We start from the raw sequence: 19,099 nt of genomic DNA, 5'->3' as shown, positions 1-19,099 counted from the left end.
ACCTCCAGTATCGGCGATTCAGCCCCGCCCGCCGCGCTCCTCGTCCACGATGCGACGCAGTGTGCTGCCCAGCCGCCGGGCGTACAGCCGCTGGAGCACCGGTACGACGGGTCCGGCGAGCCGGGTGTACCAGGCGGCCGGGCGGCTGAACGCCATGACGGTGAACCACACCGTCCCGTCGTCCGCCGACTCCACCACGAAGCACTCCTCGCCGCGTTCCGGGTGCCGGACCTCGGTCCCGTAGGCGAACCCGATGCGGTCCTGCTCGTACGCGGTCCAGACGACCTGGCAGGGTGCGGTGAACCGGAGCGGGCCGATGCCCAGCGACACCCGGACACGTACCCCGTCCCCGGCGCGGGGCGCCGAGGCCCGGACCTGGGCCCCGCTGGTGCGGTGCATGCGCCATTCGGTGATCGCCGCGCCCGCCGCTTCGAGGTCGGCCCGGCCGCGCCCGACCGGGGTCCGGTGGTGGAGGTGGTGGTACCCGGTGGGGAGCGGGCCGAGACGGGTGGCGCCGACCTCGGGGTAGCTGAGGGTGCTCATGCGGTCCTGCTTTCTACGGGGTCGGTGTGATCGCGCAGCCGCTGCCAGGCGAGCACCGAGCAGAGCGCGAAGCCCAGCGCGTTGCCGAGGCCGTGGGTCGCGGCCATCCAGGTCAGTGAGGGGTGCGGGATTCCGGTGGCCTCGCCGAGCGCCCAGCTCAGGGCGAGCACCATGGTGACGGCCAGGACGGCGGACGAGACGGCGAGCAGGTTCCGGGTGATCCGGTCCCGCTGCCCGCTGCGGACGGACCGCCAGGTGAGGAGGGCGACGGTCCACATTCCCGCGGTCAGGACGACCGCGCCGGCCAGTTCGGCCCAGTCGCCGATGAAGTAGCCGATCAGGACGAGCAGGGTGCCCAGCGGGACGCTCAGCGCGGCGAACCTTCCCGCGGCGCTGTCGGCGACCCGGCAGACGAGCCCGGCGACCAGCGCGGCGGCGAATCCGGCGAAGTGGAAGTGCGGCACGGTCAGCGCGAGGATGCCGAGCCCGAAGCCGAAGAGCGGGTGCCCCGAGCGTTCGGCGACCAGCGCGAGGGCCGCGACCGACGGGGTGACCAGGGCGGTGAGCAGGGCGACCTCGGCCGGTGCTGTGGACCTCGACGGACTGCGGAGCAGCCGGTGCGGGGCGTGCAGCGCGAGGAGTAGGGCGCCGAGCGCGTAACAGAGCGCGAGGGCGGTGGCGGCGGGGCCGCGCGGCAGCCACAGCGAGACGACGCCGGGAACGGCGAAGAGCGGCCACAGCCGCCGGATCCGGTCCAGCTCGGCCGCACCGGTCAGCCGCAGTCCCGCCGGAACCACCACCAGCATGCCCAGCATCACGATCGAATTGACCAGTACGGACATCGCCGCCCCCGACTTGAACGTGTTCAACTGTGTTTCGGCGCCGACTCTACGAGCTTTCTTGAACGTGTTCAAGTGGGGGTGTGCGGGGGCGGGGAGGGGCTGGTAGCGCGAAGGACGGGAGGGGGGAAGACCCGGGCGCCGGTGGCAGGATGCCGGGCATGGAAATCATCCCTGGACGCGGTGTCGGCCCCGTCATGATCGGTGACCACCGGACCCGGGTCGAGGAGCGCGTCGGCCCGCCGGTCCTCGGCCCCGCCGTCGGCCGCCGTGCCGTGTACGACACCACGCCGACGCTCGTGATCACCTACGCACCCGACGGCACCGTGGAACTCGTCGAGATCGGCTACAGCGGGCAGGGCGGCGAGGCCGAGGCGCGATTCGACGGGATCCGGCTGACCCACCGGCTGATCGACGACGTCGTCGCCGAACTGCACGCCAAGGGGTACACCAGCACACCGTGCGACATCGGCCACGACTTCCACGCCGGGTTCTCCGTCTGGTCCATGCGCGTGCTGGAGGCGCGTGAGGTGGACCCGACGGCGGGGGAGGACGACCCGAGGTGTGTCGTCGAGGGTGTGTCCGTGGCGCCGTACGGCTGTTTCGCCGGCGAGTAGCGTACGGCGCCGCGCCTCACAGCGCTCCCCGGCGCCACTCCCGTACCAGCAGACTGCCGAGGTACACGCCTCCGATGGCCATCGTGTAGATCCCGACGGGCAGGTTGTCGAAGAGCGGCAGCTGCTGGGCGCACAGATCCGCGAGCACCAGCAGCAGCGCGCCGGTCAGCGCCGACAGCGCCAGGTGCGGGCCGGAGACCCGGGTGATCCGCTTGGCGACCTGCGGGGACGTCAGCGCGATGAACGCGATGGGACCGGCGACACTGACCGCCCCCGCCGAGAGCACGATCGCCAGAACCACGGCGGCCGTCTTGGTGCGGCGGGGCTCCGAGCCGAGCGCGGCCGCGATGTCGTCGCCCATCTCCCCGATGTCCAGCCGCCGGGAGAGGAGCACGGTGAGCGGGGCCACCACCAGCAGCACCAGCCAGATCGTGGTGGTGTCCTCCCACGACCGCGCCGACAGGCTGCCGTTGACGTAGGCGCTGAGCACGGCGGCCCGGTCCCGCTCCATGGCGTAGACGACGTACTGGGTGATCGCGGTGCCGATCGCGGCGACCCCGATGCCCGCGATGACCAGCCGGGCCGGGTTGCGGAACCCGGTGCCGGTCGACACATAGACCAGCACCATGGCGAGGACGGCGCCGATCAGCGCGCCGAGCGCCACCGGCACGGTGTCCGGGAAGAGCAGCGCGGAGATCGCGGCGCCCGCCCCGGCCCCGGACGCCAGCCCGATCACATCGGGGCTGCCGAGCGGATTGCGGGTGACGGACTGGAACAGCGCCCCGGAGAGCCCGAGTGCCGCACCGGTGCCCACCGCGACCGTCAGCCGGGGGCCGCGCAGCCGCTCCAGCACGAACGCGTTCTTGCCCTCGGCGCCGCCGGTCACCGCCCCGGCCAGGTCGGCGAGCGGAATGCCGAGCCGCCCGAGCGACAAGGTGGCGACGGCGCCCGCCACCAGCAGCACCAGCAGCACGAGGGCTGTCAGCACCGACACCCGGCGGACCGGCACGGCCACCCTCCCGCCGGCCCTCAGCACCCTCCGGGGCGAAGCGGTGCGGACCGCGGCCTGCTGCGACGTCATGCGTTGCCCCTCATCCTGCGTACGGCGACGAGCAGTGCGGGCGCCCCGATGAACGCGGTCACGACACCGACCATCAGCTCCTGCGGGCGCATGACCACCCGGCCCACGACGTCCGCGAGGAGCAGCAGCGCCGGACCTGCCAGCGCCGAGAAGAGAATCTGCATGCGGAAGTCGACGCCGGCCACGGCCCGCACCACATGCGGAACGGCCAGTCCGACGAAGGCGATCGGACCGACCGCCGCCGTCGCAGCCGCGCTCAGCAGCGTGGCCGCGAGCAGCCCGCCCGCCCGCACCAGCGCCGGGTTCGCTCCCAGGGACGCCGCCGTCGAATCGCCGAGCGCGAGGGCGTTGAGGCCGGGACCGAGCACCGCGGCGAGCACCAGACCGGCCACGGCGAACGGCAGCACCGACCGGAAGACGTCGAAGTCCCGTCCGCCGAGCGCGCCGACGACCCAGTACCGGTAGCTGTCGAACACCTTCGGACGCCCCAGGGTCACCGCCTGGATGAACGCCATCAGCACGGCGGAGAGCACCGCGCCGGCGAGCACCAGCCGGACGAGACCGCCGCCCGACCCCGCGGAACCGATCGCATGGACGAGCAGGCCGGCGAGCAACGCACCGGGCAGCGCCCACCACATGGTGGCCGTGGCGCCCGACGCCCCCAGGAACGCCGTCGCGGCGACGATGCTCGCGGAGGCGCCCGCGTTGATCCCGAGCAGGCCCGGATCGGCCAGCGGATTGCGGGTCACCCCCTGCATGAGGGTGCCCGCGACGGCGAGACAGAGTCCGGCCAGCACGCCGAGCGCGGTCCGCGGACAGCGGCTCTCGACGATGGTGGTGACATTCGGGTCCGCGCTGCCGGACAGGACGTCCAGCACATCGCCGAACGAGGTGGTGCGGCTGCCGAACATGACGCTCGCGAGCACGGCGAGCACCAGGACGGCGACTGCGACGACGAGGAAGAACACCCGCCGAGCGGCGCCGGTCCGTGAGGTATCGGCGCCGCTCGGCGGTGCGTGCGTGATGGCCATGTGCGGTGGTGGCCGGGCTCAGCCGTTGTCGGCGGCCTTGACGGCCTTGTCGATCAGCGGCAGGTAGCGGTCGATCACCCACGGCACGGTGAGCGGGTTGATGATCGAGGAGGCCGTGACGAAGGAGTTGTCGTTGCTGTACACCATGGCGCCGCTCTTGACCCCGGGCATCGCCGCGTACAGCGGCTGGGCCTCGATCTCCTTGCGGGACTTGTCATCCATGTAGAAGGTGAAGAGCAGATCGCTGTCCTTCAGCTTCTCGGCGTTCTCCAGGCCGATGAGCGCCGAGTCGGTGCCCTTGGTCTCCTTGAAGGAGTTCACCACCGGGTCGACGGTGAGACCGAGCGAGGTGAGCATCTTGACGCGCTGCTCCTCGGGCTTGAACACACCGAGGGTGCCGGGGCCGGTGTTGTAGATGTACGAGAACTTGTAATTCTTGTAGTTCGGCCGGGTCGCCGCGGCGTCGGACAGCTGCTTCTCGATCTTCGAGACGAGGCCCTTCGCCTCGTCCGTCTGCCCCAGCGCCTTGCCGATGATGTCGATCTGCTGGTCCCAGTCCGTGCTCCACGCCAGATCGGGATAGGCGACGGTGGGCGCGATGTCCTTGAGGATGTCGTAGTCCTTCTGCGTGATCCCGGACCACGGCGCGAGGATGACATCCGGCTCCAGCTCGGTGATGGCCTCGAAGTCGATGTCCTCACCGCCGGTGAACTGGGTCGGCAGCTTGTCGCCGGACTTCTTCACCGCGTCGTGGATCCAGGGCAGATAGCCCGTCTTGTCGCTTCCCCACTCGTACTTCTCGATGCCCACCGGGGTGTGGCCGAGCGCGATGGCGGTCTCGGCGGAGCCCTGGCCCAGGGTGACGACCCGTTCGGGCTGCTCCTTGATCTCCGCGGTGCCGAGCGCGCTCTTGATGGAGACGGGGAACGCTCCGCCGCTCTTCCCGGATGCGCCGGAGGTCTCCTTGCCGTCGTCGCTCGACGAGCAGCCGCCGAGGGCGAGAACGAGGGCTGCGGCGGCGGCAGTTGCGGCGAGCGTCCGGCGACGCGCGCGGGTGAACCGGGACATGGATGTTCCTCATGTTTGAACGGATGGAGCAGCAGCTCCCCGAGACCGCGTGAGGGCATGCCGAAGGAGTGCCCGTACGGGGGTACGACAGGCGGCCCCCGATGCAGATCGCAAGGAGTTAGGGAAGCCTAAGCTAAGCCTTTCTGTGGCGACAACCGGCCCCCCGGTAAGCGCTTCGGATCCCCTCTCGGGCCGGTTCGGTGCCGCGGTCCGGTCGCGACTTTGGTCCAGACCTATTGACGGAAGGTCCGGGTCTCCCTAGCGTGTGGCGAGCCGTGAAATGCGAGACCGCATTCCGCCTGGGGTTGTCAGGGGCATGCCATTCACGCGCCAACTCGCCCCGCGCCGGGCCGTCTCGGGCAGCAGTACCGCCCCGGCGGCGCCCGGCCGCGACAGGAAGGGAACTGAGCATGTTCGGTCGGACATCGCGCCTGCTGGGGGTCGGCCTCGCGGCGGCATGTGTCGTACAACTGCTGGTGGGCGCGGAGCCGAGCAGCGCGCAGGACGAGACCTGCGCGGTCAAGTCGAAGCCCGCCGGGAAGGTGCTCCAGGGGTACTGGGAGAACTGGGACGGCGCGGCGAACGGTGTGCACCCGCCGCTCGGCTGGATCCCGGTCACCGACAGCCGCATCCCGCAGCACGGCTACAACGTGATCAACGCGGCCTTCCCGGTCATCCTCTCGGACGGCACCGTCCTGTGGGAGGACGGGATGGACTCCACCGTGAAGGTCCCGACCCCGGCGGAGATGTGCCGGGCGAAGGAGTCCGGGCTTACCACGCTGATGTCCATCGGCGGCGCGGCCGCCGGTATCGACCTCAACTCCAGTGCCGTCGCGGACCGGTTCGTCGAGACGATCGTGCCGATCCTCAAGAAGTACAACTTCGACGGCATCGACATCGACATCGAGACCGGTCTGACCGGCAGCGGCAACATCAGTCAGCTGTCGGCCTCGCAGACCAACCTCATCCGCATCATCGACGGGGTACTCGCGCAGATGCCCTCGAACTTCGGCCTGACGATGGCGCCGGAGACGGCCTATGTCACCGGAGGGAGCATCACCTACGGCTCGATCTGGGGCGCGTACCTGCCCATCGTGAAGAAGTACGCGGACAACGGGCGCCTGTGGTGGCTCAACATGCAGTACTACAACGGCAGCATGTACGGGTGCGCCGGCGATTCGTACTCGGCGGGCACGGTCGAGGGGTTCACCGCTCAGACCGACTGTCTGGACAAGGGGCTCGTCATCCAGGGCACCACGATCAGGGTCCCGTACGACAAGCAGGTTCCGGGGCTGCCGGCCCAGCCGGGCGCGGGCGGCGGCCACATGTCGACCGGCCAGGTGTCACAGGCCTGGAACCACTACGGCAACAGCCTCAAGGGTCTGATGACCTGGTCGCTCAACTGGGACGGCTCGAAGGGCTGGACCTTCGGCGACAACGTCAGGGCGCTGCAGGGCCGCTGAGGCACCGCGGCGCCCCGCCGGCCCGGCCGGCCGTGACGGCGGCCGGCCGGAAAGGTGCGCCGTACGGTCAGGAACGGGGCTCGGAGGCGTCCAGCATGGCCTCGCGCTCCACGACCTTGATCCGCTCGCGGTCCTGCTCCTCGCCCAGCGCCCGCTCGTGCGCGTCCAGGCGGTACCAGCCCTCGCGGGTGGTGTAACGGACGCCGCGCTCCTCCAGGAAGGCGGTGACGGCCTCCGGCTCGGGCCGGACCGGGGCGGGCAGCCGTCCCTCGGCCCGGTCCTCCAGCAGGCAGGCCACGGTCTCGTTGGCGTCACCCTTGGTGTGGCCGATCAGGCCGATCGGACCGCGCTTGATCCACCCCGTGACGTACACCGAGGGCATGTGCTCCCCGCCGTCGACGACGCGTCCCGCGGCGTGCGGGACGGTGCCGGAGACCACGTCGAACGGGAGCTTCGGGAGCTCCTGCGAGTAGTAGCCGACCGCGCGGTAGACGCTCTGTACGTCCCAGTCGGTGAAGTCGCCGGTGCCCTTGACGTTGCCGGTGCCGTCGAGCTCGGTCCGCTCGGTGCGCAGGCCGACGACCCGGCCGTCCTCGCCGAGGATCTCCACCGGGGACTCGAAGAAGTGCAGGAACAGCTTGTGCGGCCGGTCGCCGGCATCGCGGATGGCCCAGTTCTCCAGTGTGGAGGCGACCATGTTGGCCTGCTTGTTGCTCCGCCGGGTCTCGATCGAACCCGCGTCGTACTCGATGTCCTCGGGGTTGACGATGACCTCGATGTTCGGCGAGTGGTCCAGCTCCCGCAGCTCCATGGGGCTGAACTTGGCCTGCGCGGGGCCCCGGCGCCCGAAGACGTGCACTTCGAGGGCCTTGTTGGCCTTGAGGCCCTCGTGGACGTTGGCGGGGATCTCCGTCGGCAGCAGCTCGTCCGCCGTCTTGGCGAGGATCCGCGCCACGTCCAGGGCCACATTGCCCACGCCGAGGACGGCGACCTTCTCCGCCTCCAGCGGCCAGGTGCGGGCCACGTCGGGGTGGCCGTCGTACCAGGAGACGAAGTCGGCGGCGCCGTGGGAACCGTCCAGGGCGCTGCCGGGGATGTCGAGCGCGCGGTCCGCGTCGGCGCCGGTGGAGAAGATCACGGCGTCGTAGAAGGACCGCAGATCGTCCAGGTCGATGTCGCTGGGGTAGTCGACGTTGCCGAACAGCCGCAGCTGCGGCTTGTCGAGCACCTGGTGGAGTGCCTGGACGATGCCCTTGATCCGCGGGTGGTCCGGGGCCACTCCGTAACGGATCAGGCCGAAGGGGGCGGGCATCCGCTCGAACAGGTCGATCGAAACACCCGGTTCCTGGGCGGCCTCGGATTTCAGCAGCGCGTCCGCTGCGTAGATGCCGGCGGGGCCGGCTCCGACTATGGCGACGCGGACGGGGCGGGTCATCAGGTGCTGGTCCTTAGAACGTGCTGATGTGGACAGTGCAGCTCAGGTTAAAGGTAAGGCTGGGCTTACCGTGCTCCTCGGGACACCGTAACCGGTGCCGTCCCGCGACCTCGGGGCGGTTCGCCCTACGAGACGTCCGAGCCCGCCGTCCGGTGCCCGAAATGGCTTGAAGTGCACTCGGGTGGAGCGGGGCGAGGACTCGCCCGCCCATGCGAGGTTCGCTCGAAGAATCGGACAAATGATGGCAGAGTGACCCACATGGATGATCGGGTAGCGGGTGCCCTGTCACTCCCGGACGACTGGCCCGCCCACCCGGATCTCAGCCTCGCCCTGAACCGTATGGGCAGCTTCGACTGGGATCTCGACAGTGGCCTCATGCACATGGACCGGCCCGCGCTCGGCGTGTTCGACCTGCGGGCCGAGGAATACGACGACCGGCCGGAGTCGCTGGGGCAGCGGGTGCCGGCGGACGAGGGCGTGCGGCTGGACGCCATGGTCGCGCAGGCGCTCAAGAGCGGGCAGAGCAACTACGGCGCGTACTTCAGGATCAAACGGCGCGACGGCAGCCTCCGCTGGACCCACACCCAGGGCTTCATCCGGCGGGACGGTACCGGCCGCCCGCACCGCATCATCGGTATCGTCCGCGACGCGACCCAGGAGCTGGCCGACTCCACCGCCCGCCGAGAGCTGGACCTGGAGCGGCGCCGCCGCACCAGCCTGGTGGACGGCACCACGGCCGCCCTGGCCCACGCCCGCACCGTCGGGGACGTCATCGAGGTGCTGAAGAACTCCCAGGGCCTGGCGCATCTCGGGGCGACCAGCCTGGTCATGGGGCTGATGGAGGCGGGGCGCATCCATCTGGTCGCCGACGGTCCGGAGGACTCGTTCGTGCCCGGCACCCGGTACACCCGGACGGACGAGCAGTACCCGATGAGTGAGGTCGTGCGCACGCTCGCGCCCCGCTTCATCGAGTCCGCCACCGACTTCGCCACCTCGTACCCCATCCTGTGGCCCCACATCAGCCACCTCGGCATCACCTCGGCCGCCTATCTGCCGCTGATCGCCCAGGCCCGGCCCATCGGTGCGCTCGGCCTGCTCTACAGCGACAAGGACGGCTTCACCGGCGACGAGCGCAATCTGCTGGTCGCGCTCGGCAGCTCCATCGCCCAGAGCCTGCAGCGGGCCATGCTCTACGAGCAGGAGCACGACCTCGCCGAGGGCCTCCAGCAGGCCATGCTGCCGCGCAGGATCCCGGACGTGCCGGGGGCGCAGGTCGCCGTCCGGTACCGCTCGGCCAGGCTGGGCCGGGACATCGGCGGCGACTGGTACGACGTCATTCCGCTGCCCGGCGGCCGGGTCGGGGCCGTCATCGGAGACGTACAGGGTCACGACACCCATGCGGCGGCCGTCATGGGGCAGCTGCGCATCGTGCTGCGCGCCTACGCGGCCGAGGGGCACAGCCCCGCCACGGTGATGGCGCGGGCCTCCGTCTTCCTGCACGAGCTGGACACGGACCGCTTCGCGACCTGTACCTACGCCGAGGTCGACCTGACCACCGGAGTGGTGCAGCTGGTCCGGGCCGGTCATGTCGACCCGCTGGTGCGCGAGAGCGACGGCAGCTGCCGTCGGCTTCCCGCGGAGGGCGGACTGCCGCTGGGGCTCTCGGCCGAGTTCGGACGGCTCGAATACCCGGTCAGCACCGTCGAGCTGGACCCCGGCCAGACCCTGCTGCTGTTCACCGACGGGCTCGTGGAGCTGCCGGGCGCCGATCTCGACGAGGGCATACAGCTGCTGACGGCCATGGTGCGCAACGGCCCGCAGGACCTCCAGCGGCTGGCCGACCGGCTCTGCGAGGAGGTCGACGAGCGCGGCGGCGAGGACGATGTCGCGGTCCTGCTGCTGCGCCGCAAGGTCGCCCACGCGCCCCAGCCGGGCGGCCGGCTCCAGCAGCACGTCGCACAGAGCGACCCGGAGGCGCTGAGTTCGGCGCGGCACATGATCCGGGCGGCGGTGCGTGCCTGGGGCGCCAAGGTGCGGGCCGACGAGGTCGAGCTCGCCGCCGACGAGCTGATCACCAACGCGCTCATGCACACCGACGGCGGGGCCATCGTCACCATCCGGGTGCTCACCGGCCCCGAGCGGCGGCTGCGGGTCGACGTCGAGGACCGGTCCAGCGCGCTGCCCAGGCGCCGGGACGCCGGGGAGGCCGGGGTCTCCGGGCGGGGGCTGATGCTGGTGGACCGGCTGGCGGACCTGTGGGGCGTGGAGTCCCGGGGCAGCGGCAAGTGCGTCTGGTGCGAATTCGTCATCCCGGCACACGAGTGAGGGAAGCGCACTCACCTACCCGCAACGCATTTCCCCCGGGAAGCGCACTTTCTACTCGACAGTAACAGAACGTAACATGTCTGTACTTGACCGTAACCGACCGCGAGCGATTGACTGCGACCCGTCAGTGTTTGTCTTCGATGACATGAGGACCCGTTGGGAACTGAGCTGCTGGCACCCCTCGATCTGGCCTTCTGGCACCTCGAATCCGATGCCCACCCGATGCACCTCGGCGCACTCGCCGTCTTCTCCCCGGCCCCCGGCCCGGCGCGCGGCGCCGACGCGGATACCGTGCTCGAACTCCTGGGCACCCGCGCCGCCGCCATTCCCCGGCTGCGGATGCGGGTCAGGGACGTGCTGCTGCCCGTCGGCGGTGCCGCCTGGTTCGTGGACAAGGACTTCGACGTGCACCGGCACATCGAGCGGGTACGGCTGACCGGTGCGCAGTCGCGGGACGAGGGCGGCGAATTCATGGCGGGCGCCACCCGGCTCGCCGGCGAACTGATGGAACGGCCGCTCGAACGCGGGCTGCCGCCCTGGCAGATGTACGTGATCGGCGGCTCCGACGGCGGGCCCTTCGCGGTGCTCGTCAAACTCCATCACGCGCTGGCCGACGGCATGCGCGCGGTCGCCATCGGCGCCGGGATCTTCGACGAGATCGCCGCCGCCGGACGCCCCCGGACCGGGGCCCCCGCCCGCCGGGCGCGCACCGTCCCGCCCCGCTCCTGGATGCCCGGCCCGCGCCAGGTGGCCGGCCTCGCGCTCGGCCGGATCGAGGACCTCGGGCGGGCGTTCGGCGTCGGTGCCTCCATGGTGCGGGCCAGCCGCCTCGACCCGCGCGGGGCGCCCGCCCTCACCGCGAGCTCCAGCGGCACCCGGCGCCTGGCCACGGCGGACCTGGACCTCGAAGCCGTCCGGCGGATCCGCCGCGCCGCGGGCGGCACGGCCAACGACGTCCTGCTCGCCGTCGTCGCGGGAGCGCTGCGCCGCTGGATGCAGGAGCGCGGCGAGCCGCTGCCCGACGAGGACCCGCGCGCCCTGGTGCCGGTCTCCCGCCGCAGGCCGGGCCAGGCCGCGGCGAGCGGGAACAAGCTCTCCGCCTATCTGCTGGGGCTCCCGGTCGGCGAACCCGACCCGTGGCGGCGGCTCGCCCTCGTCCGTACCGCCATGGACCGCAACAAGGCCGCCGGCCCCTTCCGCGGCGCCGGCGCTGTCGCCGTGCTGGCCGACCAACTCCCTTCGCTGGCCCACCGATTCGGCGCGCCACTCGCCGGGAACGCCGCCCGGATGCTCTTCGACGTCCTGGTCACCAGCGTGCCGCTGCCGCGCTCGGCACTCTCGCTCGGCGGCTGCCCGCTGCGCGCCGTCTACCCGATGGCGCCGCTCGCCAGGGGGCAGTCCCTCGCCGTCGCACTGTCCACGTACGGTGGCCGGGTGCGGGTCGGGCTGGTGGCCGACGGCAAGGCGCTGCCCGATCTGGACCGGCTGGCGCGCTGCGCCGACGACGAGGTGGCCGAGCTGCTCGCACTGCTGCCGACGCACTGACCGACCGCCGCCCCGATCAGTCATAGATCGGACAGATATCCGGGAAAGTGTCACAGTCGGTGGCCCCTGAGGTGTTGACGTGCCCAAGTGATCCGATGAATATTCGCTGTGTGCAAGAAGCGATCATTGGGGAGGGCGGCGGAAGCATGCGGCGCAACAAGCTGGGAAGCAGCGCGGTCGAGGTCACCGAGCTGTCCTTCGGGGCGGCCGCCATCGGCAATCTCTTCACCGCCGTCGAACCGGCACGGGCGGCCGCGGCGGTCGACGCCGCCTGGGTCGAGGGCATCCGCTACTTCGACACCGCACCGCACTACGGACTCGGCCTCTCCGAACGGCGACTGGGCGAGGCCCTGCGCGGCCGGCCCCGCGACTCGTACACGCTGTCCACGAAGGTGGGACGGGTGCTCGACCCGCTGCCCGCCGGAGCCGCCGGCTCCGGGAACGGCCCCGACGCCCTGTCCGAAGGCTTCGCCGTACCCGCCACCCACCGCCGCCGCTGGGACTTCAGCGCCGACGGCGTACACCGCAGCATCGAGGACAGCCTGGAACGGCTCGGGCTCGACCGCATCGACATCGCCTATCTGCACGACCCGGACGACCAGGCGGAAGCCGCGTTCCACGAGGCCTACCCGGCACTGGAGAAGCTGCGCGCCCAGGGCGTCGTTGGCGCCATCGGCGCCGGGATGAACCAGACCGCGATGCTGACCCGGTTCCTGCGCGACACCGACGTCGACGTGGTGCTCTGCGCCGGGCGCTACACCCTCCTCGACCAGTCCGCGCTCACCGAGCTGCTGCCCGAGGCCGCCGCCCGGGGCCGCAGCGTGGTCGTCGGCGGCGTCTTCAACTCCGGACTGCTCGCCGACCCGCGCCCCGGCGCCACCTACGACTACGCGGCCGCGCCCCTCTCCCTCCTGGACCGGGCCCTGCGCATCAAGGCCGTCACGGAGGGCCACGGCGTCCCGCTGCGCGCCGCCGCCCTGCACTACCCACTCGCCCACCCAGCCGTCGCCGGAGTCCTCGTGGGCACCCGCTCCCCGGACGAGGTGCGCGACGCCGCCGCCCTGCTCCGCCGCGAGATCCCCGACGAACTCTGGGACGAACTGCGCGCCGAGGGCCTGCTGACCGAGAACGGACACTGACATGAGAATCGCCCTGCACACCAAGGTCCGCGCCGACCGCGTCGAGGAGTACGAGGCCGCGCACCGCGAAGTCCCGGCGGAACTCACCGCCGCGATCCGCGCCGCGGGCGCCACCTCCTGGACGATCTGGCGCAGCGGCACCGACCTCTTCCACGTCATCGACTGCGAGGACTACGCCGCACTCCTCGCCGAACTGGAGCAGCTCCCCGTCAACGTCGCCTGGCAGGCCAGGATGGACGAACTGCTCGACGTGTCGCACGACTACTCGGCCGACGGCGCCGCGGCCGGGCTCCCGGTCGCCTGGGAGCTGTGACATGGCGGGCCGGCAACGGATCGTCGACGCCCACCACCATGTGTGGGACCTGTCGGTACGCGACCAGGACTGGATCACCGGCGACGGACTCGCCCCGCTCCGGCGGAACTTCGCTCTCGCCGACCTGGAGCCCGAGGCGCGCGCCGCCGGGGTGTGCGCCACCGTCCTCGTCCAGACCGTCACCGTCCCCGACGAGACCCCCGAGTTCCTGGCCCTCGCCCACGGCAGCGACCTCGTCGCGGGCGTCGTCGGCTGGTGCGACCTCACCGCACCGGACGTCGCCGACACCCTGGCCGCACTGCGCGAACTCCCCGGCGGCGACCGGCTCGTCGGCATCCGCCACCAGGTCCAGGGCGAACCCGACCCCGGCTGGCTGCTGCGCCCCGACGTGCTGCGCGGACTGCGCGCCGTCGCCGACGCCGGACTCGTCCACGACGTCGTCGTACAGGCCCGCCAGCTGCCCGCCACCGTCCAGGCCGCCGCACTGCTGCCCGAGCTGACCTTCGTGCTCGACCACGCCGGCAAGCCGCCCGTCGCCGCCGGAGAACTGCGCCCCTGGGCCGACGACGTCCGGGCCCTGGCCGCCCGCCCCAACACCGTCTGCAAGCTCTCCGGGCTGGTCACCGAGGCCGACCCGAGCGCCTGGACCGTGCGCGACCTGCGCCCCTACGCCGACACCGTCCTCGACGCCTTCGGCCCCGACCGGCTGATGTTCGGCTCGGACTGGCCCGTCTGCCGGCTCGCGGCGACGTACGGGGAGGTCGTCGACGCGGCACGCGCCCTCACCGACGCCCTCACCGAGGACGAAGGCGCCCGGGTGTTCGCCACCACGGCCGAGCGGGTCTACGGCCTCCGATAGGCAGCCCGCCGACGCTTCCGGCAGTCTGGAACCATGCCCGAACTGCCGGAAGTCGAAGCCCTGCGGGTCTTCCTCGACGACCACCTGGTCGGCAAGGAGATCGACCGCGTCCTGCCGCTCAACGTCAGCGTCCTCAAGACGTACGACCCACCGCTGTCCGCCCTGCACGGCACCACGGTCACCGGCATCGCCCGGCACGGCAAATTCCTGGACATCGGCGCCGGACCGCTGCACCTGATCACCCATCTCTCCCGGGCCGGCTGGCTGCGCTGGAAGGACTCCTTCCCCGCCGAGCCGCCACGTCCCGGCAAGGGCCCCCTGGCGCTGCGCACCGTGCTCACCGGCGGTGACGGCTTCGACCTCACCGAGGCGGGCACCACCAAACGCCTCGCCGTACACCTGGTGCACGACCCGGCCGAGGTGCCCGGCATCGCCCGGCTGGGCCCCGACCCCCTCGCCGGCTCCTTCGACCGCGACGCGTTCGCCGCGCTGCTCGCCGGGGAACGCCGCCGGATCAAGGGCGCCCTGCGCGACCAGTCGCTGATCGCGGGCATCGGCAATGCCTACAGCGACGAGATCCTGCACGTCGCGAAGATGTCGCCGTACCTGCTCACCGCGAACCTCACCGACGAGCAGATCACCACCCTCCACACCGCGATGCGTACCACGCTCCAGGACGCGGTGGCCCGCTCCAGCGGCCTCGCGGCCGGGAAGCTCAAGGCCGAGAAGAAGAGCGGGATGCGGGTCCATGGACGCACCGGCGAGCCCTGCCCGGTCTGCGGGGACACCATCCGCGAGGTGTCGTTCAGCGACACCTCGCTCCAGTACTGCCCCACCTGCCAGACCGGCGGCAAGCCGCTGGCCGACCGGCGCCTGTCCCGGCTGCTCAAATGACCGGCCGGGGTGCGGGGGCCGCACGGTACGCGAAGAAGCGGTGAATCACCCGGCCCCGCACGCCCGCGCGCGCTCTACACTCCGGCCCATGCTGCGCGTACTCGCCGTCGACGACGAAGAACCCGCCCTGGAGGAACTGCTCTACCTCCTGCGCGCCGATCCCCGGATCAGCAGCGCCGAAGGGGCCACCGGGGCCACCGAGGCACTGCGCCGCATCGGCGCCGCCGTAGAAGCGGGCCCGGACGACCCGGCCGCCATCGACGTCGTGTTCCTGGACATCCACATGGCGGGCCTCACCGGCCTCGACGTCGCCCAGCTGCTGGCCGGGTTCGCCGCGCCGCCGCTCATCGTCTTCGTCACCGCCCACGAGGGCTTCGCCGTCCAGGCCTTCGACCTGAAGGCGGTCGACTACGTCCTGAAACCCGTACGCCGCGAGCGGCTGGCCGAAGCGGTGCGCCGCGTCGCCGAACAGGTCGGCGACCGCTCCGCGCCCGTGCTCGACACCGCGGGCGACCAGATCCCGGTGGAGCTCGGCGGAGTCATCCGGTTCGTCCCGATCGACGACATCGCCTACGCCGAGGCCCAGGGCGACTACGCCCGGCTGCACACCGCCACCGGCAGCCACCTCGTCCGTGTCCCCCTCACCACCCTGGAGGAGCGCTGGCGGGCGCGCGGCTTCGTGCGCATCCACCGGCGCCACCTCGTCGCACTGGGCCGGATCGACGAACTCCGCCTCGACGCGGGCAGCATGAGTGTGCGCATCGGCTCCGCGGAACTCGCGGTCAGCCGCCGCCACACCCGCGCGCTGCGCGATCTGCTGATGCGCCAGACCGGCCGCTGACCAGCGCCTACCAGGATCCGGCCCTTCCCACGGCGGTCCGGTGCCGCATACACTCCGGGCCCATGTTCGCAGAGTCGGCGCCCCGGCGCGAAGTGGTGACGGGGGAGCCCCGGCGAGTGCGCCCGCTGCCCCGCTACCGCACCCAGTCGGAGATCGACGAGCAGACCGCGCTCGGCGGCGCGTACGTCCGTTCGCTGATGCGCAGCCAACTGCGCGCCGGACTCACCGCGTTCGCGGTCCTCGCCGTGGTCGTCGGGACGCTGCCGCTGGTTTTCGAGGCACTGCACAGCGCCGCGCTCGTCTGGGCGGTCCTCGGATTCGCCGCCTATCCGCCGCTCGCCCTGATCGCCTGGTGGTACGTGCGACGGGCCGAGCGCAACGAACGCGACTTCGCCCGGCTCGTGGAAGGCCGCCCCGCACAGTGAGCCGTACGTACGCGGTGGCGGCGGTCGCCGCCGTCGTTCTCGCGACCGTCCTCGTCGGCGGTTTCGGACTGCGCATCTCCCGCACCACCTCCGACTTCTACGTCGCCTCACGCACCGTGCGGCCCCGGCTCAACGCCGCGGCCATCAGCGGCGAATACCTCTCCGCCGCCTCCTTTCTCGGCATCGCGGGCCTGGTGCTGGTGCACGGCCCGGACATGCTCTGGTACCCCGTCGGCTACACCGCGGGCTATCTGGTCCTGCTGGTCTTCGTCGCCGCACCGCTGCGCCGCTCGGGGGCGTACACACTGCCCGACTTCGCCGAGGGGCGGCTGGAGTCACGGCAGGTGCGCAGACTGGTCAGCGTCTTCGTCGTCGCGGCGGGCTGGCTCTACCTCGTACCGCAGCTCCAGGGCGCCGGGCTGACGCTCAAGATCCTCACCGGGGCGCCCGGCTGGCTCGGCGACATGCTCGTCGCGTCCGTCGTCGTCATCGCCGTCGCCGCGGGCGGCATGCGGTCCATCACCTTCGTACAGGTCTTCCAGTACTGGCTGAAGCTGACCGCGCTCCTCGTCCCCGCGATCTTCCTGGTACTCGCCTGGCAGGGCGACGGACGGCCCCGCGTCAGCTTCGACGAGCAGCTCACCGTCTTCCGCGCCGACCACCCGCTGTACGCCACCTACGGGCTGATCGTCGCGACCTTCCTCGGCACCATGGGCCTGCCGCACGTCGTCGTCCGCTTCTACACCAGCCCCAACGGCCGCGACGCCCGCCGCACCACGGTCGCCGTCCTCGCCCTGATCGGCGTGTTCTACCTGCTCCCCCCGGTCTACGGCGCACTGGGCAGGCTGTACGCCCCCGAGCTGATCCACGGCGGGGACGCGGACGCAGCCGTGCTGCTGCTGCCCGGCCGGATCGTCGGCGGGATCGGCGGGGACCTGCTCGGCGCGCTCATCGCGGGCGGCGCCTTCGCCGCGTTCCTGTCGACCGCCTCCGGGCTCACCATGGCCGTCGCCGGGGTCATCACCCAGGACGTGCTCCCCTCGCGCGGGGTACGGCACTTCCGGCTCGCCACCGTCCTCGCCATGTGTGTGCCACTGGCCGGTTCGCTGATCGTCAGCCGGGTGCCGGTGGCCGACTCCGTGGGCATGGCGTTCGCCGTCTCCGCGTCCTCCTTCTGCCCGCTGCTGGTCCTCGGCATCTGGTGGCGGCGGCTGACCCCGCCCGGCGCCATCGCCGGACTGCTGCTCGGCGGCGGCTCCGCGTTCCTGTCCGTCGCCATCACCGTCAGCGGCGCGGTCCGCCCGCCGGGCTGGCCGCACACCCTGCTCGCCTGGCCCGCCGTCTGGTCGGTGCCGGTCGGCTTCCTCGCGATGATCCTGGTGTCCCTCGCCACCCCCGGCCGGATACCCCCCGGCACCAACGCCGCCATGACCCGCTTCCACCTGCCCGAGGCCCTGACGTCGGGGAGGCACCGATGACCGGCGCCGGATACGCCGTACTCGTCCTGCTCGCCCTCCTGCTGCTCGCTGCCGGATTCCTGCTCGGCCGGCGCACCGCCCGGCCCGTCCGCACCAGCGACGTCGGAACCCCCGTCGAGCACGCCACCTTCGAGACCCTGCACACCGCCTCGCTCGCCGCACCCCCGCTGCGTGCCGGTCTCACCGAGGAGAGCGCCCGCAGATCCGCCCGCCGGCTGCGCTCCCTGCTCGGCACCGACGCGCTCTGCCTCACCGACCGCGACCGGGTGCTCGTCTGGGACGGCGAGGGCGAACACCACGGCCGCCACGTCATGGACCAGGTGCGGGCGCTCCTCGCCAGCGGCCGGGACACCGCCTTCCACAGCGACTGCGACGACCTGGACTGCCCGCTGCGCTGGGCCGTCGCCGTGCCGCTCACCGTCGACAACCGGGTGCTGGGCACGCTGATCGCCTACGCCCCGCGCGAGTCCGCGGTGCTGGCGCGGGCCGCCGGAGAGGTGGCCCGCTGGGTCTGCGTACAGCTGGAACTCGCCGAACTCGACCGTTCCCGCACCCAGCTCATCGAGGCCGAGATCAGAGCGCTGCGGGCCCAGATCTCCCCGCACTTCATCTTCAACTCACTCGCCGCCATCGCCTCGTTCGTCCGCACCGACCCGGAACGGGCCCGCGAACTCCTGCTGGAATTCGCCGACTTCACCCGCTACTCGTTCCGCAGCCACGGCGACTTCACCACCCTCGCCGACGAGCTCCACTCCATCGACCAGTACCTGGCACTGGTACGGGCCCGCTTCGGCGAACGGCTTCTGGTCACCCTCCAGGTCGCCCCCGAGGTGCTGCCCGTCGCCCTGCCGTTCCTCTGCCTCCAGCCGCTCGTCGAGAACGCCGTCAAACACGGCCTCGAAGGAGCCGTCACCTCCAGCCGCATCACCATCAGCGCCCTGGACGCCGGCTCCGAGGCCGAGGTCGTCATCGAGGACGACGGCACCGGAATGGACCCGGAACGGCTGCGCCACATCCTGCGGGGCGAGGGCGGCCACTCCACCGGAATCGGACTGCTCAACGTCGACGAACGGCTGCGCCAGGTGTACGGGGACGACTACGGCCTGGTCATCGAGACGGGCATCGGCGCCGGGATGAAGGTCACCGTACGGCTGCCGAAGTACCGAGCCGGTGTCCACGGTTCCTGACCGGCCGGCCCGGTAC

Annotated in this window: 18 protein-coding genes; 12 read left to right on the top strand and 6 right to left on the bottom strand. The window is 71.6% G+C overall.

The genetic code is table 11. The annotated features are described in order from the left end of the window. Nucleotides 1-18 precede the first annotated feature (18 nt). Both ABZ622_RS28495 and ABZ622_RS28490 read right to left on the bottom strand, forming a co-directional pair. Nucleotides 19-543, bottom strand: a complete 525-nt coding sequence (locus ABZ622_RS28495) for a DUF1990 domain-containing protein (RefSeq protein ID WP_360547924.1) — start codon at nucleotides 541-543, stop codon at nucleotides 19-21. After that, nucleotides 540-1,385: a YndJ family protein gene (locus ABZ622_RS28490; RefSeq protein WP_360547984.1), complete on the bottom strand. Its 846-nt coding sequence runs from the start codon at nucleotides 1,383-1,385 to the stop codon at nucleotides 540-542. Before ABZ622_RS28490 ends, ABZ622_RS28495 begins: the two co-directional genes overlap by 4 nt. A gap of 158 nt (nucleotides 1,386-1,543) precedes the next feature. On the opposite strand from ABZ622_RS28490, the gene ABZ622_RS28485 reads away from it, so the two are divergent. Then, nucleotides 1,544-1,999: a hypothetical protein gene (locus ABZ622_RS28485; RefSeq protein ID WP_360547922.1), complete on the top strand. Its 456-nt coding sequence runs from the start codon at nucleotides 1,544-1,546 to the stop codon at nucleotides 1,997-1,999. Between the two features lie 16 nt (nucleotides 2,000-2,015). Here ABZ622_RS28485 and ABZ622_RS28480 read toward each other — a convergent pair whose 3' ends face one another. Genes ABZ622_RS28480 through ABZ622_RS28470 form a run of 3 tightly spaced genes read right to left on the bottom strand, consistent with a single transcriptional unit; the run spans nucleotide 2,016 to nucleotide 5,179 of the window. Next, nucleotides 2,016-3,080, bottom strand: a complete 1,065-nt coding sequence (locus ABZ622_RS28480) for an iron chelate uptake ABC transporter family permease subunit (RefSeq protein ID WP_360547920.1) — start codon at nucleotides 3,078-3,080, stop codon at nucleotides 2,016-2,018. Beyond that, a complete protein-coding gene (locus ABZ622_RS28475; RefSeq protein ID WP_360547918.1) occupies nucleotides 3,077-4,111 on the bottom strand; it encodes an iron ABC transporter permease in 1,035 nt (344 codons plus the stop codon). Before ABZ622_RS28475 ends, ABZ622_RS28480 begins: the two co-directional genes overlap by 4 nt. An 18-nt stretch (nucleotides 4,112-4,129) precedes the next feature. Further along, entirely contained in the window at nucleotides 4,130-5,179 is a 1,050-nt protein-coding gene (locus tag ABZ622_RS28470; RefSeq protein ID WP_360547916.1) for an iron-siderophore ABC transporter substrate-binding protein, read from the bottom strand. Nucleotides 5,180-5,589: 410 nt separating this feature from the next. Between ABZ622_RS28470 and ABZ622_RS28465 the strand changes: the two genes are divergently transcribed. After that, complete coding sequence (locus tag ABZ622_RS28465) at nucleotides 5,590-6,642, top strand: chitinase (protein ID WP_360547914.1); 1,053 nt, start codon at nucleotides 5,590-5,592, stop codon at nucleotides 6,640-6,642. A gap of 67 nt (nucleotides 6,643-6,709) precedes the next feature. Here ABZ622_RS28465 and ABZ622_RS28460 read toward each other — a convergent pair whose 3' ends face one another. Then, nucleotides 6,710-8,077 carry an FAD-dependent oxidoreductase gene (locus ABZ622_RS28460; protein ID WP_360547912.1) on the bottom strand — a complete coding sequence of 456 codons (1,368 nt, stop codon included), beginning with the start codon at nucleotides 8,075-8,077 and terminating at the stop codon, nucleotides 6,710-6,712. Nucleotides 8,078-8,335: 258 nt separating this feature from the next. On the opposite strand from ABZ622_RS28460, the gene ABZ622_RS28455 reads away from it, so the two are divergent. The 10 genes from ABZ622_RS28455 to ABZ622_RS28410 all read left to right on the top strand — a co-directional run bounded on the left by ABZ622_RS28455 (nucleotide 8,336) and on the right by ABZ622_RS28410 (nucleotide 19,083). Then, the gene (locus tag ABZ622_RS28455; RefSeq protein WP_360547910.1) at nucleotides 8,336-10,402 is read left to right on the top strand and encodes a SpoIIE family protein phosphatase; all 2,067 of its coding nucleotides are present in this window, start codon (nucleotides 8,336-8,338) and stop codon (nucleotides 10,400-10,402) included. A gap of 156 nt (nucleotides 10,403-10,558) precedes the next feature. Further along, a complete protein-coding gene (locus ABZ622_RS28450; protein ID WP_360547908.1) occupies nucleotides 10,559-11,947 on the top strand; it encodes a wax ester/triacylglycerol synthase family O-acyltransferase in 1,389 nt (462 codons plus the stop codon). A 146-nt stretch (nucleotides 11,948-12,093) separates the two neighbouring features. Continuing rightward, nucleotides 12,094-13,086 carry an aldo/keto reductase gene (locus ABZ622_RS28445; RefSeq protein ID WP_360547906.1) on the top strand — a complete coding sequence of 331 codons (993 nt, stop codon included), beginning with the start codon at nucleotides 12,094-12,096 and terminating at the stop codon, nucleotides 13,084-13,086. Between the two features lies 1 nt (nucleotide 13,087). Further along, entirely contained in the window at nucleotides 13,088-13,399 is a 312-nt protein-coding gene (locus tag ABZ622_RS28440) for an L-rhamnose mutarotase (RefSeq protein ID WP_360547904.1), read from the top strand. 1 nt (nucleotide 13,400) lies between these two features. Then, nucleotides 13,401-14,258 carry an amidohydrolase family protein gene (locus tag ABZ622_RS28435; protein ID WP_360547902.1) on the top strand — a complete coding sequence of 286 codons (858 nt, stop codon included), beginning with the start codon at nucleotides 13,401-13,403 and terminating at the stop codon, nucleotides 14,256-14,258. A gap of 33 nt (nucleotides 14,259-14,291) precedes the next feature. Then, complete coding sequence (locus ABZ622_RS28430; RefSeq protein WP_360547900.1) at nucleotides 14,292-15,152, top strand: DNA-formamidopyrimidine glycosylase family protein; 861 nt, start codon at nucleotides 14,292-14,294, stop codon at nucleotides 15,150-15,152. 88 nt (nucleotides 15,153-15,240) lie between these two features. Continuing rightward, nucleotides 15,241-15,993, top strand: a complete 753-nt coding sequence (locus ABZ622_RS28425; RefSeq protein WP_124720457.1) for a LytTR family DNA-binding domain-containing protein — start codon at nucleotides 15,241-15,243, stop codon at nucleotides 15,991-15,993. 62 nt (nucleotides 15,994-16,055) lie between these two features. Next, nucleotides 16,056-16,418 carry a hypothetical protein gene (locus tag ABZ622_RS28420; protein ID WP_360547898.1) on the top strand — a complete coding sequence of 121 codons (363 nt, stop codon included), beginning with the start codon at nucleotides 16,056-16,058 and terminating at the stop codon, nucleotides 16,416-16,418. Next, entirely contained in the window at nucleotides 16,415-17,896 is a 1,482-nt protein-coding gene (locus ABZ622_RS28415; protein WP_360547896.1) for a cation acetate symporter, read from the top strand. Before ABZ622_RS28420 ends, ABZ622_RS28415 begins: the two co-directional genes overlap by 4 nt. After that, nucleotides 17,893-19,083, top strand: coding sequence for a histidine kinase (locus tag ABZ622_RS28410; RefSeq protein ID WP_360547894.1), 1,191 nt, complete (start codon nucleotides 17,893-17,895; stop codon nucleotides 19,081-19,083). Before ABZ622_RS28415 ends, ABZ622_RS28410 begins: the two co-directional genes overlap by 4 nt. Nucleotides 19,084-19,099 lie beyond the last annotated feature (16 nt).

Source organism: Streptomyces sp. NPDC007164 (genome assembly GCF_040634135.1).
GTDB lineage: Bacteria > Actinomycetota > Actinomycetes > Streptomycetales > Streptomycetaceae > Streptomyces > Streptomyces sanglieri.
This window is presented reverse-complemented; position numbering and strand designations above follow the sequence as displayed.

What these genes read in the sequence shown, in the direction of transcription:
- ABZ622_RS28490 (WP_360547984.1), bottom strand. Translation starts at nt 1,385, where the DNA reads ATGTCCGTACTGGTCAATTCGATCGTGATGCTGGGCATGCTGGTGGTG.
- ABZ622_RS28460 (WP_360547912.1), bottom strand. Translation starts at nt 8,077, where the DNA reads ATGACCCGCCCCGTCCGCGTCGCCATAGTCGGAGCCGGCCCCGCCGGC.
- ABZ622_RS28470 (WP_360547916.1), bottom strand. Translation starts at nt 5,179, where the DNA reads ATGTCCCGGTTCACCCGCGCGCGTCGCCGGACGCTCGCCGCAACTGCC.
- ABZ622_RS28440 (WP_360547904.1), top strand. Translation starts at nt 13,088, where the DNA reads ATGAGAATCGCCCTGCACACCAAGGTCCGCGCCGACCGCGTCGAGGAG.
- ABZ622_RS28435 (WP_360547902.1), top strand. Translation starts at nt 13,401, where the DNA reads ATGGCGGGCCGGCAACGGATCGTCGACGCCCACCACCATGTGTGGGAC.
- ABZ622_RS28420 (WP_360547898.1), top strand. Translation starts at nt 16,056, where the DNA reads ATGTTCGCAGAGTCGGCGCCCCGGCGCGAAGTGGTGACGGGGGAGCCC.
- ABZ622_RS28425 (WP_124720457.1), top strand. Translation starts at nt 15,241, where the DNA reads ATGCTGCGCGTACTCGCCGTCGACGACGAAGAACCCGCCCTGGAGGAA.
- ABZ622_RS28465 (WP_360547914.1), top strand. Translation starts at nt 5,590, where the DNA reads ATGTTCGGTCGGACATCGCGCCTGCTGGGGGTCGGCCTCGCGGCGGCA.
- ABZ622_RS28430 (WP_360547900.1), top strand. Translation starts at nt 14,292, where the DNA reads ATGCCCGAACTGCCGGAAGTCGAAGCCCTGCGGGTCTTCCTCGACGAC.
- ABZ622_RS28485 (WP_360547922.1), top strand. Translation starts at nt 1,544, where the DNA reads ATGGAAATCATCCCTGGACGCGGTGTCGGCCCCGTCATGATCGGTGAC.
- ABZ622_RS28495 (WP_360547924.1), bottom strand. Translation starts at nt 543, where the DNA reads ATGAGCACCCTCAGCTACCCCGAGGTCGGCGCCACCCGTCTCGGCCCG.
- ABZ622_RS28445 (WP_360547906.1), top strand. Translation starts at nt 12,094, where the DNA reads ATGCGGCGCAACAAGCTGGGAAGCAGCGCGGTCGAGGTCACCGAGCTG.
- ABZ622_RS28410 (WP_360547894.1), top strand. Translation starts at nt 17,893, where the DNA reads ATGACCGGCGCCGGATACGCCGTACTCGTCCTGCTCGCCCTCCTGCTG.
- ABZ622_RS28455 (WP_360547910.1), top strand. Translation starts at nt 8,336, where the DNA reads ATGGATGATCGGGTAGCGGGTGCCCTGTCACTCCCGGACGACTGGCCC.
- ABZ622_RS28475 (WP_360547918.1), bottom strand. Translation starts at nt 4,111, where the DNA reads ATGGCCATCACGCACGCACCGCCGAGCGGCGCCGATACCTCACGGACC.
- ABZ622_RS28480 (WP_360547920.1), bottom strand. Translation starts at nt 3,080, where the DNA reads ATGACGTCGCAGCAGGCCGCGGTCCGCACCGCTTCGCCCCGGAGGGTG.